We start from the raw sequence: 14,403 nt of genomic DNA on the forward strand, positions 1-14,403 counted from the left end.
AAGAGGATGACAGTACTTGAACAAACTTTACGAATTGTTTTCTTAAATATTTAGAATGGGTTTAAATAGTGATTTAAGAAAACAGTTTTTTTGATATTTGTAGAGGAAAAAATGAGAGTGAATTTAAGCTTTTTTTCATGTATGGGGTTTCAAAAACCGTATTTTCTAAATGTTAAATTTACTCTTGGGTTTAAATATTCAGGGTTTTCGGGTAGGCTGTGTTCGTAGTATTCTTGACAATCTTTTTTCATAACTAATAAACTTCCATGCTCCAGAAGTATATTGTTTTCAATCATCGTTTTATTTTCTCGAAGATAAAACATACGTTCTTCACCTAAACTAAGGGAAGGAATAATATCAGTATTTCCAAAAGCAACTTTATCTGAATGATAATCAATGCCAGAATTTCCATTAGGATAATAAATACATACACAAGTTTTAAATTCTTGTCTAGTGTGTTCTTCAACTTGCTTTTTTAAAGGAAGCATATATTTTGGCCATATCATAGTGTTTCCCCAAGCTGATTTTTGAAAAACATTTTTCTCCATTAAATCAGGGTCAATAAACATTAATTTACCAAAGTTGTATTTAATTACCTTATCAGATGAAAGTCTCATTTCCATCATATTTGTAAGTTCAGACAGGCTTATTAATTGTTTAAATAACTCTGTAGCATCTTTTTCAGTTAAAAAATTAGGGCTGTAACTGATAACATTGTTAAGGCTGGTTAACATTTTATATTATTCGTTGATGGTTAGGTTCATTATTGATGCCAGTTCTTCAGGTTTTTCAAGAGGAACCATATGACCACAATTTTTAATCATTACGTATGTTCCTCTTTCAGTTTTATTGGCAAACTCTTTTAGTTTTTTTGGGTTGATAAGCGCATCATTTTCGGCAGCAATAAAAAAGATAGGGATGTTTAAATTTAAAACTTCTTGTGAAATATTTAATCTAGTTGAAGTTGCTTTTAACTGACGAAGTAGTACGTCTTTTCCTAAATCGGCATCCATTTTTTTAATAACAGAAATAATTTCGGAATTACGGTGATTATCTGGGTGTAAAAACTGTTGAATTCTTGCTTGAGAGATTCCTTTGTAGGTGTGTTTTTCTAAAAAGTCAATAGTGCTTTTTCTTAGTTGAATTTCTGAATCACTCAATCCATCAGTATTGGCAGCAACTACAACTAACTTTTTTACTTTTTCAGGATAATGAGCACTAAAGTTCATAGCGGAAAACCCACCTAAAGAAAACCCAATGATAGTGGCTGGTTCTTCAACGTGATTCAGTATCATTTGATTAATTTCCTCAAAAGAATTAGCAGGAGTAATATCAATATGGACTGGCAATATGTTTTTTAGTTTAGGAAAAACATATTGCCATAAATCTACCGTACACATGGTACCTGAAATTACATATACTTTTTGCATTTATCTATTATAATTAGAACTAACCAAACATTTGTTATTCTTCCACTTGCCGATTAATGTTTTTTTAGGAATTATCTCATTATTACAAGTTAGAAAATTACCGTTTTTATCTTTTTTAATAATTTTTAATTTTCCTTGATGAATGGCGTTGATTACTCTGTAAATCAATCCACTTTTAGGAAGGTTGTTGCCCTTTTTGGATAAAGTTAAACCAACTTCGTTGTTAAATAAATCCATATCAGAAGAAATTTGATCAGGAATAACACCATCTTCTAACTTTCGTTCTTTGTAGGTTTTGTAGTTGTCTTTTTCGTGAGCTTTGCCAAGTGAACGAGCAGCATTTTCACCAATTGATTGTTTTAATAAAGCCATCCAAAAAGCATGACGAAATGCATCTACTTGTCCACCTGCATGATCGCCATCTAACAAGGGAGAAACTCTTAGAGAGTCACTTACTCTTGATGCTTCACGTGAAACAATAAAAGCTTTTTTTGCTTTAAAAGGATGGAGTAGTACCCATGTTTTTTGAGCTCCTTGTAATTTTTTAAATTGTTGCCAGTTGGATTGTGCAGTGGTATAAAAAGGCAGTAAAAGAACTAAAAAAAGCAGTTTTTTAAGCATAAAAATTAATTTTTACTGCTAATTTGCTCTTCTAATTCAACAATTTTACTTTCTAAATCGTGTAATCTATCATAAACATCAACAGGTTCAGGCATTTGTTTAGAGGCGAACATAGTTACATACCAAACTTCCATAATTTCCTCAGCATTTATGGTATAAGTAGGGTAGTTACCATCTTTATTATCACTTTTTAAAATAAGTTTACCTCTTTCTTCTATTCTATTAATTACACGTTTTAAAACAATACCATCATTTTTACTTACAATTATATATACACGACCATCTTTAATATCATGTAAATTCTCAACATACTTTCCAAAAACTAAATCTCCATCAAAAAAAGTACGCACCATAGAGTTTCCTTGTACTTCAAAACAACGAAAGGTGCCATTGTTAAGATGAGGCATATTAAAAGAAGGAAGTTGTTCTATATAATTTGAATCTCCATAACCATTTAAATAACCAGCTCTTGCTTGTATAGGAACATAAACCACGTTTTCATTACCTGAAGAATTCACAGAAACAACCTGAGGAACTCCAGAATATGTTTGAATATCTGTAGATTTTGTTTTTAGCATTATATCACTTTTTCCAAATAAATAATCAGGATTAATGTTAAATTCATTAATAATAGAAGTAAGAACATCGTAACCAGGTTTTGTTTTTTTTCTACTACCGTCAGATTGAGGTCTCCCATTAATAATACTATCTATAGTGGTTCCAGTAACACCTATTTTTTTTGAAAAAGAAAAGTTATTTAAGTTAAAAGCATCTCTAATTGCTGCTATTTTTTCGGAAATTCCCATAACATTTTATGTTTTTACATATTGCAAAAATAATTAAACTTTTGTTTGTTTAAATATGTAATATGTTTTATATTTGCCTCGTTAATGAATTGCTAATATACAAAAAAATTGTAACAATCAAACATTTGTGTGGTTTTAGCGATTGTGTTTTTAAGATTTCAACTTGATTTTCTTCACTTTTTTGAAATCTATACTCGTTTATTCAAACATTTTTTTGAATAAAACAAAAATCAAGAAAAAAGAACTGTTAGAAAAGCAACTAAACAGGGCTCTTTTTGAGCTTGATTAAAAAATTAATTAAATTTTATAAAAATGAGTAAAAAACCAATCAAATCAAACCTATTTAGGTTTGTAACATTACGTAGTCCACAATTAATTGAAGACAAAGAAACTGGATTTGTTTCCTTTCCAGAAGAAAAAAAAGCAGAAAGTTTAGCTTTTCAAGCAGTACAAGGAGCGACCACAGACGAAGAAAGGAAAACAGCATTAAAAGGGGCTTACAGTACAAGTTTTACTCCGATAAATAGTAGGCTTGAAATTAAAAACTTACATCCAGAGTTGTATCAGTTTTCTGGGTGGTTAATGCGCAACAAGAATGTGCTATCGTATGCTAGTATTGAAGCTAATTTGAATGGAGCACAAGAACTTACTATAAACGAAGAGTTTGTGTTATGGGAAAATTTATTTCATCAAACAATTGACAAAGAGTTAGTTGCTGTAAGAGAAGCTTTGATACAAGTATTAGTAGCAAATAAGTTCTTAAAAGTGTTTCGTGCTTTTACGAATAGTTTTACAGAAGGTACAGAAGGGGAAATTGTTTTTACTGAAGAAAATGAAAAAGAATTTCTGCGTTTAGCGAATGCAAGTGTTATTGTACCTAAAGAGGTGATTATTGCTGCGCAAAATGAGTTTTCTTATACAGAACCCGTTATTTCAAAAAGCTCACAAGACTATATGCAATCTCAGTTAGAGGTAGCTTTAGCAAAAGACAGAATTCAATTACACGAAGCTGTATTAAAAGATTTAGACTACGCAGAAACGCTATATAGAAAGGCTGAGACAACACGTTACAAAACAGAACTCAAAGCTTACGACGCCACTATTGATCAATTACAAGAAGAGGCAATTCCTGAAATTCAAACAGTATTTTATGCAGACACAGGTTCTACAAGACAAATAAAAACGTATCCAGACTTACAATTGCCAAAGTTTGAGTTTGAAAGCGCTTTAGAGATTGATAGGGATGTAGCGACAACAAACTTATCTACAGAAACATTAAACATAATAAACTCTGATAGTTTAAGTGTATATGATACTTTTGATGAAGTAAAACCTATTTTAAGAGATCGAATTAAGAAGGATTATCAGTTAGTGTACGATGATACTCCTCAAGAGGCTCAAAAAGTGAGTGTAGGAGATACTACAGTAACGCTAAGCGCTATGAGAGGAACACAGTTGTATTCGTATTCAGGAAATATAAAACCAGCTGTTTTACTAGATAGGTTTGTGATGTCTATGAGTATAAATGTAGGGTATGCCAATGCATTTGTAAAAAGTGCAAGCTACCAATTACAAGATGCGCTTGGAAATATGATTACAGGAAGTGATGTAAGAAAACTATCAAGTACTGATAATTTATTAAACTTACAGTTTTTCTCTGGTGGAGAAGTTTTTACATTGGGAGAGAATACTTTTTCGGGAGAGGTAACATTAAGTAATGATGTTAAGATACAGTTTAGTTCATCAATATATATTACAGGGAATTCACCAAGTTTTGAGGATATATATGATCCTATTAAGTTAGGAGAGTTAGAGCGTTTTGGTGTGTATTCAGGAATTGGAACCAAAGTTATAGAAGGAAGTGAAACTGCTACAGATGAAAATACAGCGATAGATGCTGAAAATACTGTATTGTATGGAGTTTCTCAATTGGGAATTGCTGATTTTAGACGTGTGGAGCAAGAGGTGTGTTGTTATGTACCAGGTGAGGTGTCGCACATTGAAAACATCATGGCACGCGAATATAAAGAGCGTTCTACTAGAGATTTAAGAGTTTCAGAAACAACAACGGAAACGGCAACAGAAAAAGAAGTAGAAAACCTAACGGATACGACTTCTACTGAGCGCAATGAATTACAAAGTGAAGCGTCTTCTATTGTAAATAGCGATAGTGCTACTAGTTTTGGAGCGAATGCAAGTGTAAGTGGTGGTGGGAGTATTGGTCCAAAGTATAGTTTTGGTACAAACTTTAATTCCTCTTCTTCAAACTCAGTATCAAATTCTAATTTACAAGCACAAACGTATGCACAGGAAGTTACAGAAAGGGCTTTAGAGCGCGTGGTTCAAAAAATTAGTACCAAACGTACGTCTCGCATGTTACGTGAGTTTGAAGAGAATAATACTCATGGATTTGATAACCGTAAAGGAGATAAACATGTTACAGGAGTGTATCGTTGGGTAGATAAGATTTATAAAAATAAGTTGATAAATTATGGTAAGCGCTTAATGTATGAATTTGCCTTACCAGAACCTGCAAAGTTTTATATTGATTCATATTTAAAAAACAATAATGGAGACGAAAAGACAACAGAAGGGCTAATTATTCCTAAAAAACCAGTACACCCTAGTAAGTTGTCTAAAAAGATTGAAAAATCTTCTGATTTGAATGAAGGTAATTATGCTAATATTTTATCTCAATATGGAGTTGATTATATTGATTATCCTGAAAATGAGATTAATATAATGAAATCTTATAAGTTAGATTTTCAAGACTTAAAGGGCCAAGAAGGAAGTGTTATTGCTGATGAAATTGAAATTTCAGAAAATTATATTACAGAATCTTTTGAGGTGGTAGGTAATTTATACTCCCATGATTCAGGTAAAATTGGAGGGAGACTTCGTATAGCAGTAGGTAATACTATTCAGGAAAATGAAGTAAAAGGAGATACGAAATTCTCGTTTAAATCAGACGATAGTTTTTCAAGAGCAAAAAACTTATTAGCAGTTTCTGCCTCAAGCTTTGATTCATTAACGGGAAATTTTAACGTTGTTGTCAAGTGTATTAGAACAGAAGAAGCGTTAAAAAAATGGCAAAATGAAGCTTATAAAGCCATTGTGGAAGCATACAATGAACAAGTGTTAGCATATAATGACTTTATACAGTCTCAAAATCAAGAAAACAAACCTAATGAAAAGAAAAAAGAGTTGAGTTCTCAAATCAATCGTAGTATCGAAAAACGTGAGCTAAAACGTATTGCCGTAAGTTTAATGAAGCATAAAAATGTAGAGTTTGCTCGAGATAACTACGATGGTGAAAGTTCTAAAAACATTACAAGGACACCAGAATTCCAAACCCATGCTGAAACGGTTAAGTTTTTTGAACAAGCTTTTGATTGGGAGATTATGGCATATACTTTTTACCCATACTTTTATGCAGACAAAGGTGATTGGGATGCTAATTTTGAATATAACGAAGGTAGCGACCCTATTTTCCAAGCTTTTTTACAAAGTGGTATGGCAAGAGCCGTAGTACCAGTGCGTCCTGGTTTTGAAGAAATGGTAAACTGGTATATGAAAACGGGTGAAATTTGGAATGGTCAAGGTATGGTTACCGATATGGACGATGATTTATATGTTTCTGTTGCCGAAGAAATGCAAACTATTGAAGGTGAAGTAGAAGGCACTTGGGAAACCCGTGTGCCAACAACGTTAACTGTGTTACAAGCAGATTCTGTAGTATTAAATGAAGGAGGTTTGCCGTGTAATCCAGACTGTGAAGGTCAAGGCTTATTTGATGTAAGTACTTATAAGATAGGACAGGGACCTGATGGTGTAGATTACGATATTGTAGGCGAGACCAACAATGTAGCATAAGTGCAGTAAAAATGTTTGTTAAACAAACATTTTTCTATACACACAGTCACAAACCTCACCCTATATTTTTTTACGTCATTGCGAAAAAAATGAAGCAATCTATGTATCAAGAGTTTTAAACTTAAAGGATTGCCAAGTATAGCTCGTAATAACACTTCTCTTCTCTTTGCTTTAAAAGAGAAGAGCAGGGTGAGGTTTGTTTTTTATTAATCATAAAAAACAAAAAAATATGCATGCTCATGAATATGGAAGCAAACATTTTAAACACAAAACCAATTTTAAAGATTTGGTGGTGTTTTCAGATGTTCAGCAACAAAAAATAAAAGAAACCGCAGTTCCAAGTCCCAATATATATGTAGAAATAGAAAAAGGAGTAAAAACTGCAAATAAATGGTTACTACATTTTAATAGTCGATTGTCTGGTGAATATGGAGATTTTTTTCTAGAAAATAATTCGCCTTATGGGCAAATTAATAAACTGCAATATGAAGAAAATGATGAAAACTTTGCATTTATTCAAAATACCATTGTTGATTTTCAAAACGGAACATTGCCTTATTATAAAATTAATGAAAAGTTTTATATCCAACTTGATAATAGTATCGATTTAGAGGAGGTAATTGTAAATGCAACCCCTTCACCAACTACCAGAGATGTTAAAAGTATCCAATATGAAGCTTTTACAACTGTATTTATTTCTGAAGATGGAGCGCAATTATTACAAGCTTATGAAGCGATACAAAATGTAAGTGCACACGAGGTAGTTATTTTTATTGAACGCAGTTCAGGAAGTAACCTTTTCGGAACAGTGTTTAGAATAAAAAAAGGGAAAAATGTAAATTCTCTTATAGAAACGAACAGAATTCGCATAGCGGAAATTGTTAGAGCTTATGGAGTAGATGTATTTACGAACGAGCTAAGTAAAATGCTGGAACAAGAACTTAAAAAATCAACAGAGAGCGATTTTTATTTGGTATTGAAAAAAGGAGGGCAAATAGTACGTTGGGGAGCGGATGTTACTTTAAGTAACTTGTCTAAATTCTTAAAAAGCTCAGGCGAAGAAATAGGTAAGTTACAGTTAGGTGAAAACTATTGGAAAACAACGGATGAAGGAAAAGAGAACTCAAAATACAATCCGTTATTGCCTAAGTTTAATATTAATGAGAGTTTTTCTTCCGAGGAATTGGCAAATTCAATTTATAAAAATTATGTAGTTCCTGTTGAAGCTCCAATTGTAACGTTTGCAGAGCGATTTAACAAACATTGGTTGTTTAAAGAGCTTATGCCTTTTAAAAGTGAACGTATTACTAAGTTATTTAAGCACGTACCAGGCATACTTAAAGAGTTTTTAGATGGTGTAAAAGAAAACGTACAAAACACCTACGATTTTATTAACGGATTGTTAGTAGGGCTTATTAATAGTATTATTGATTTCTTTAAATCTATCTTTGATATTTTAGCTATTTTGGTAGATGTTTTAAACGGCGTTATCCAAACAGGAAAGTTCTTTGAAAAACCAGGTCATTACCTACGGTTATTAGCAGAAGGTTTTGAAAACCTTATCGATTTAGTACTCAATACCTTCACGTTAACAAACCTAAAAGCATGGATGAAGTTTTTAATAGAAATGCCTGTAACTACTGCTAAACTATTAATAGGTTTATTTGCTAAGGCATCCAATACAAAAATCACGATAGATCCAGGTGCTTTAGGGTATTATATAGGGTTTTTAGTTGGTTTTATAGCTTCGGAAGTAGTACAGTTTATTGCTACTGGAGGAACAGCGAATATAGCCAAAGCAACCAAAGCAGTATTAAAATCGTATCAAGAGTTAGCGAATGTAGTAGCTAAAAAAGTGGTAAAAACAGCAGAAATAACAGTAGATGTAGTTTTAGCTGCGATTAGAAAGCTTAAAGAATTTGCTAAAAACTTTGCGAAACATTTAGATAATCTTAAAAAATGGATTGGAGAGTTTATAGAGAAGCTTGCGAGTACAGTAAACCAATTATTTAAAGGCTTCGAAGCAGTTTTAGAGTTGTTGTATGATTTAGGAGTTGTTATTTTTGAGAAACTAGATCCTAACACAGGAAAAGTTTTAGTAAGCCCTGACGGAGTTATTTATACTATTAAACAAGGAGATAAAACCATTTTAGAAGGGACTGAAGATGCTATTCGAAAATTTGCTAAAAAAATAGATGAAATTCGTTCTAGTGGAGGAAATAGCAAAAAGAAAGTTCAAAATTATTTGGATGAGTTGGCTGAGAGTTTAAATTTAAAGTATAGAAGTGTATTAGATAAAAGAGGGTTAAAAGTCTTGAGGGAAAAAGGAGCTAGTACAAATGTTTCAGTTTTAGATAAGCATGGAGATATTGTGATGAAAGGTAAGGAAGATGATATTAAGAAGTATCTTGAAAAAATGAGAAAAAGTAATGAAGAAATTATTTCTGAGTTTGATGAGGTACTTAAAATAGCAGTTAAAAATGATTCTAAAAGATTTGATCCATTAAAAAAAGCGTTATTAAAATATAGAAAACAAGGTGTTAATATTTTAAAAAGTGGACTCAAAGGAGGAGTTGAAAAAGGAAGAGGTTTGGTTCCTGATTTTTTGCATACACCAGAATTTTTATTTAATGCTGATAAAAGATTTGGAGAGATTAAGATAAAGGTTACAGGGGTTGATAGTGACGATTTTCGCCTATGTAATGAAGCTGTAGAAAAATTTATGCCTGGATTTACAAAAAAGTATGTGTCAAATGGTAAGAATAAGCCTAATAAATATACATGGCATCATATGGATGATTATAATCCTATTACAGGAGAATGTACAATGCAGTTAGTAAAAACAAAAATACATACAGCATGTTTTCCTCATAAAGGAGCTCCCGGTATAATAGAGCTTTTCTTTGGTATTGCGAGATCAAAAACAAAATAAAAATTTAATTATGAATAAAATTCAAATAACAGACAATATTGAAAGAATTTCACCAGATGAGTTTGGTGAGTTTGTAAAAGTATATAATTTAAACTTACCTAAATCATATATAGAATTTATTCTGGAAAATAATGGAGGTTATCCAGATAAATCTTTTTTTTATTCTAAAAAAGTAGATTTAGAGTTTGATTTCGATTTTTTCTACTCAATTGATTCAAAGTATGAGGATAAAGATGTATTGGATGCTATAGATGATTTAGTGACAGTTAATGAAATCATAGATAACTATCAGATTAATGATAAGGAGTTACCTACTTTTTTGTATCCTTTTGGACAGAATTCTGGAGGAGCTACATATTGTATTTCTACTAAAGGTGAAGATTATGGTGTTGTTTATCTACATTATTGGGATGGGAGTGAATTACAATTTATTTGTGATTCTTTTGAGGAGTTTATAGAAGGATTAAAATAGTTTCTCATTATATATTGAGAAGAGTTAATTTTTTATCAGCACTTATATAAAATATAGAAGATTAGCTTTATTTAAAGAATGTAATCTAGTGAGTTTCCTTGTAATTTAGGTATTAATATTGAAACCAACTAAAGTTAAATTTAGTTGGTTTTTTCTTTTATAAAATTTCAGAGAACATTTCTAAATTAAAACATAATGCAAAATATTTGTAATTTGTTTTGTTTTTAATTGTAATATGTTGTATATTTGTCTTGCTTTTCTAACAGTTCATTGTTATTTATTAATCTTTAATGTAAGCAGAAACGAAAAAAAGTTATGATTAACCCCTTTCAGGTCTAGGAAAAAGAAAAAGAATCAACAACTTACAAGTTTTGTCTGCAAGCGCTTTAAAAAATTAAACATTTGTATGAATAATTTAATATCGGTAGCGTTATCGCAATACGGAGTCAAAGAGGTGAAAGGCTCAAAAGATCATCCTCAAATTGTAAACTATTTTACTTCATTAGGTTTTGATGGAGGAAAATTTAAAGATGAAACCGCTTGGTGCAGTGCCTTTGCAAATTGGGTAGCTAAAAAAGCAGGTTATGAACACACAAACCAGCTAACTGCGCGCAGTTGGTTGTCGGTAGGAGATTCTACTACAAATCCAGAACCAGGAGATGTGGTGGTTTTATGGAGAGATAACCCTAATAGCTGGAAAGGGCATGTTGGCTTTTTAATTAAAGAAACCAAGCGATATGTATATCTATTAGGAGGTAATCAAGGAAATAGTGTAAGTATTAAAGCATATCCTAAAAACAGGGTATTAGACTTTAGAAAACTAAAAAAGAATGGATAAATTTTCGCATTTCATTTTTTGGTTGCTTGCTTTACTGTCGCCTTTAAATGGAGTGTTAACTACCATGATGTTACTAATCGTAGTTGATTTTATTACAGGAGCCTATGCCTCTTTAAAATTACAAATACCTATAAAAAGTGAACGAATTGGACATACCATTTCTAAGTTTGTTATTTATAATTTGGTAATAATATCAGCTTATTTTTTAGAAAAACACATTGTAAATGAAGTTCCTTTTTTAAAAATAATAGCAGGATTTATAGCTATTACAGAAACAAAGTCAATTTTAGAAAACTACAACAAAATTTATGGAGTAAACCCCTTTAAAGCATTGCACAGTTTGTTAAAACAAGCGGGTATGCAAGGTACCTTAGAGCAAACAACCGAAAAACAAAAAAACAACGACAAAGAAAAAGTTTAGTCGCTAACACTTTTTTTAGCGACTCTTTTTTATCAAAAACAATTTAAAAACGATAAAAAAGAATAAAAAATGAAACAAAACAAAGAAACATTAAAACAATTTTTTGAAACAGGCGATAAGCCTACACAACAACAATATTCCGATTTAATTGATAGTTATGTTGATGCCAAACAACCCGAAGGAGAAGCAAACCGAAGGTTTGTTATTGATGAAACAGGAGAGGTAAGTGTAACTTCTGAACAACAAGTTCCAACTTACCAAGCAGGAACTAATATTATGATTGATGAAACAGATCCTTTACAACCAGTGATTAATAGTGTTGGAGAATCAGGATTACCAAATGGTTATTATGAAGAATATACATTTACCCCCCAAATGTTTTTAGGAACAGGTTCAACCGGTTTAGCAAATGAGTATGGTTCTAGTACTAAAAATGGAAGAGCAATAAGAACGGGAAACAAAGTTTATTTTGAAATAAGCTTTAGAGATATAACAGATCCTCCAGTAACAAATATAACTGGAAATAATGGAGTTGTTGTTACAGGGTTACCAATTCCTGTTTCTTTGAACGGAATTTCTTATGCTGCTGGAGGGAGTCTAGTAACTTTTAGACCTACCTCTATTGAAGCTGGAGTTAATATTGAGGATGTAAAAGTATTAGTGACTTCTAGCGGTTTACTTTTGGTAGATGCTGATGGAACTAGTAGAGTAACTGATGTTGTTTTTAATGGAGGAGGAGTTGCTCATGAATTAAGTATCACAGGAACATATATAACAAATGTATACACACCATAAATTAAAAATAAAAGTATAGCCCCTAACAAAAGTAGTTTTTAGTGGCTCTTTTTTATCAAAAACAATTTAAAAACGATAAAAAAGAACAAAAATGAAACAAAACAAAGAAACATTAAAACAATTTTTTGAAACAGGCGATAAGCCAACACAACAACAATATGCCGATTTAATTGATAGTTATATAGATGCCAAACAACCCGAAGGAGAAGCCAACCGCAGATTTGTCATTAATGAAACAGGAGAGGTTAGTATTGCTTCTGAGCAACAAGCACCTGAATATACATTATCTCCCATTTCTGGAACTAACACGGTTGATTTATTAAAAGATGGCGTAAGCGTTTCACAAATTGACTTAACGCCTTATTTAGATAATATAAATTTAGCACGATTGGTAAGTGGAGAAGTACAAGGAAACAACCTTATTGTTAAAAGAGATGATGATAGTGCTTTTAGTATTGATATATCTTCATTAGTGGGGACTATTGGAACAGAGCTGTCAGTCATTGAAACGACTTATGATGACTTATTAAATTTAATATCAACAAATAGTTTAGTACCAAATCAAGAATACTCTTTTGATTTTAAAAATATCTATAAACAGATTGATACAGATGTTATTAAGCAAGATTCACCTGTTGAAAAACTAGTCGTAAAAGCAGAAACTAATAATACTTTATTTTCTACAGCAAGAAGTTTAACTTATGTAAATGATAAAGTTGAATATGATGTATCTACTGTAACATTTGATGGAGTAGATGAGGCAAACAGTCCTGTAACAAATATAGCTAACCAAGGAACTATTTTGAATAGGATTGACAAGGAGTTAGAAATTGAAACTCCTTACGATTTTAGAACAGAAAAATTTGTAAGATATAAAGGTTCAATACCTGTATATGATTCATCAATTAGTTATCCTAGATATAGTTTGGCAAAAGCTCCAGAAGATTTGAGTTATATGAGAGTAGCTTATAAAAATGATAATTCTTCTGCAGGTGACAATATAAATAACCTGTTTTATTGGAATAGGCAACCTTTTGGTACTACAACTACTTTTTTTGAAGACTATAATTACACAAAAACTAAAGCTTACATGAATATTGTTATTGATGTAAACGACTCACAAGAGTATTTAACTTTTTCTAATACAGCAATTCCTACAAAAGAACAAGCTTGTAAGGTAAAGCTTCATAATAGAAATATAGTGATTAAAGGTAAAGCTTTTGATTGTGAGATAAAGTATGTTAATTCAGAATATAATGAAGGAGTTACTATAACCAATTGTTCAGAAGTTAGACTGATGGTAGGTAGAAATGAAACAAACTCTTCAGCAGCACCTGGTACTGTTTTTTTAGGAAGTATAACAGAGATGCAAAAAAAGTTGGTGAATATAAGTGGAAATACAGTAGTTTTTAACTTAAGTAATTTAGAGATTCTTAATGGAGAAACAGAATTAAGTAAGGGGATTGATAGTGCACCTGACTTGTTTATATCTTATGGTTACATTAGTAGTATAAACAACTCAATATTTCTTAAAAGTGATAACTCGAGCAATAGAGTTAGAATAATAGGGACTATTGTTAGAAGAAGTTTAAGTGGAATATTTAAAGGAGACATTGAATTTTGTTACTTTATTAATAACGTAAGAAGAACAACATTTAATAATACGGTAAACGGATTCACTTGTTTTGCTGAATTATATAATGTAATTTTTAATGGAAAAATAAATTCTTTTAAACTCCAGTTTGATGAAAGTACATACGTTCCCATTAGTGAGTCTTACACTAATTTAGTTACATTTAAAGAATGTATATTTAATACATCTATAAATGACTTTGAAATAATTTACCCTAAGAATAAGGTAAGCTTTTGGGGTGCGAAGTTTAATATAAAAGAATTAACAGGTAGGTTAAATATACCTTCAGTAAGTGCGTACAGTGGAGATAAATATAATTATAACTTTAATTTTACTAATTATTATAAGCAACCAGATGATAGTATAGATTTATACTATCAAGATATTGATGCTTCAGGAGTTGCAACAATGGTTAAATTTATTCCTCAATTGGTTTGATAGAGAGAATAACCAAAAACTAAAGTCTAACCCCTAACAATCGTTTTTAGTGGTTCTTTTTCCTGTTAATTTTTAGTGTTTGGTGTCATTTCGACGAGATATGAGGAGAAATCTCATCTTTAAGAGATTTTACGTCACTCATTC

11 protein-coding genes are annotated in these 14,403 nt (G+C 31.3%); 7 read left to right on the forward strand and 4 right to left on the reverse strand.

Translation table 11 applies throughout. From position 1 onward, the window contains the following. Positions 1 to 149: 149 nt before the first annotated feature. The 4 genes from AC3VJB_RS12640 to AC3VJB_RS12655 are packed head-to-tail and all read right to left on the reverse strand — an operon-like array spanning position 150 to position 2,857. Positions 150 to 734: an alpha-ketoglutarate-dependent dioxygenase AlkB gene (locus tag AC3VJB_RS12640; protein ID WP_239178331.1), complete on the reverse strand. Its 585-nt coding sequence runs from the start codon at positions 732 to 734 to the stop codon at positions 150 to 152. A gap of 6 nt (positions 735 to 740) precedes the next feature. Next, positions 741 to 1,430, reverse strand: coding sequence for an alpha/beta fold hydrolase (locus AC3VJB_RS12645; RefSeq protein ID WP_073182391.1), 690 nt, complete (start codon positions 1,428 to 1,430; stop codon positions 741 to 743). Continuing rightward, positions 1,431 to 2,051: a DUF6973 domain-containing protein gene (locus AC3VJB_RS12650; protein WP_047788107.1), complete on the reverse strand. Its 621-nt coding sequence runs from the start codon at positions 2,049 to 2,051 to the stop codon at positions 1,431 to 1,433. Between the two features lie 5 nt (positions 2,052 to 2,056). Next, complete coding sequence (locus tag AC3VJB_RS12655) at positions 2,057 to 2,857, reverse strand: S24 family peptidase (protein WP_167712571.1); 801 nt, start codon at positions 2,855 to 2,857, stop codon at positions 2,057 to 2,059. A gap of 312 nt (positions 2,858 to 3,169) precedes the next feature. Here AC3VJB_RS12655 and AC3VJB_RS12660 point away from each other — a divergent pair, with 312 nt between their 5' ends. The 7 genes from AC3VJB_RS12660 (at position 3,170) to AC3VJB_RS12690 (ending at position 14,259) form a co-directional block, all read left to right on the forward strand. After that, positions 3,170 to 6,730 (forward strand): hypothetical protein, encoded by a 3,561-nt coding sequence (locus AC3VJB_RS12660; protein WP_437823568.1) that lies wholly within the window; start codon positions 3,170 to 3,172, stop codon positions 6,728 to 6,730. 229 nt (positions 6,731 to 6,959) lie between these two features. Beyond that, positions 6,960 to 9,662: an HNH endonuclease gene (locus AC3VJB_RS12665; RefSeq protein WP_497667218.1), complete on the forward strand. Its 2,703-nt coding sequence runs from the start codon at positions 6,960 to 6,962 to the stop codon at positions 9,660 to 9,662. A 10-nt stretch (positions 9,663 to 9,672) separates the two neighbouring features. Continuing rightward, positions 9,673 to 10,134, forward strand: coding sequence for an SMI1/KNR4 family protein (locus AC3VJB_RS12670; protein ID WP_159610653.1), 462 nt, complete (start codon positions 9,673 to 9,675; stop codon positions 10,132 to 10,134). A gap of 406 nt (positions 10,135 to 10,540) precedes the next feature. Continuing rightward, the gene (locus tag AC3VJB_RS12675) at positions 10,541 to 10,972 is read left to right on the forward strand and encodes a TIGR02594 family protein (RefSeq protein ID WP_167712569.1); all 432 of its coding nucleotides are present in this window, start codon (positions 10,541 to 10,543) and stop codon (positions 10,970 to 10,972) included. Then, entirely contained in the window at positions 10,965 to 11,393 is a 429-nt protein-coding gene (locus tag AC3VJB_RS12680; RefSeq protein ID WP_047788116.1) for a phage holin family protein, read from the forward strand. The genes AC3VJB_RS12675 and AC3VJB_RS12680 overlap by 8 nt, the downstream gene beginning before the upstream one ends. Positions 11,394 to 11,462: 69 nt before the next feature. Beyond that, positions 11,463 to 12,188, forward strand: coding sequence for a hypothetical protein (locus tag AC3VJB_RS12685; protein ID WP_167712568.1), 726 nt, complete (start codon positions 11,463 to 11,465; stop codon positions 12,186 to 12,188). 91 nt (positions 12,189 to 12,279) lie between these two features. Continuing rightward, complete coding sequence (locus AC3VJB_RS12690; protein WP_167712567.1) at positions 12,280 to 14,259, forward strand: hypothetical protein; 1,980 nt, start codon at positions 12,280 to 12,282, stop codon at positions 14,257 to 14,259. Positions 14,260 to 14,403 lie beyond the last annotated feature (144 nt).

It is taken from the genome of Tenacibaculum sp. TB-53, assembly GCF_059716285.2.

What these genes read in the sequence shown, in the direction of transcription:
- AC3VJB_RS12655 (WP_167712571.1), bottom strand. Translation starts at nt 2,857, where the DNA reads ATGGGAATTTCCGAAAAAATAGCAGCAATTAGAGATGCTTTTAACTTA.
- AC3VJB_RS12680 (WP_047788116.1), top strand. Translation starts at nt 10,965, where the DNA reads ATGGATAAATTTTCGCATTTCATTTTTTGGTTGCTTGCTTTACTGTCG.
- AC3VJB_RS12670 (WP_159610653.1), top strand. Translation starts at nt 9,673, where the DNA reads ATGAATAAAATTCAAATAACAGACAATATTGAAAGAATTTCACCAGAT.
- AC3VJB_RS12640 (WP_239178331.1), bottom strand. Translation starts at nt 734, where the DNA reads ATGTTAACCAGCCTTAACAATGTTATCAGTTACAGCCCTAATTTTTTA.
- AC3VJB_RS12685 (WP_167712568.1), top strand. Translation starts at nt 11,463, where the DNA reads ATGAAACAAAACAAAGAAACATTAAAACAATTTTTTGAAACAGGCGAT.
- AC3VJB_RS12660 (WP_437823568.1), top strand. Translation starts at nt 3,170, where the DNA reads ATGAGTAAAAAACCAATCAAATCAAACCTATTTAGGTTTGTAACATTA.
- AC3VJB_RS12645 (WP_073182391.1), bottom strand. Translation starts at nt 1,430, where the DNA reads ATGCAAAAAGTATATGTAATTTCAGGTACCATGTGTACGGTAGATTTA.
- AC3VJB_RS12675 (WP_167712569.1), top strand. Translation starts at nt 10,541, where the DNA reads ATGAATAATTTAATATCGGTAGCGTTATCGCAATACGGAGTCAAAGAG.
- AC3VJB_RS12665 (WP_497667218.1), top strand. Translation starts at nt 6,960, where the DNA reads ATGCATGCTCATGAATATGGAAGCAAACATTTTAAACACAAAACCAAT.
- AC3VJB_RS12650 (WP_047788107.1), bottom strand. Translation starts at nt 2,051, where the DNA reads ATGCTTAAAAAACTGCTTTTTTTAGTTCTTTTACTGCCTTTTTATACC.
- AC3VJB_RS12690 (WP_167712567.1), top strand. Translation starts at nt 12,280, where the DNA reads ATGAAACAAAACAAAGAAACATTAAAACAATTTTTTGAAACAGGCGAT.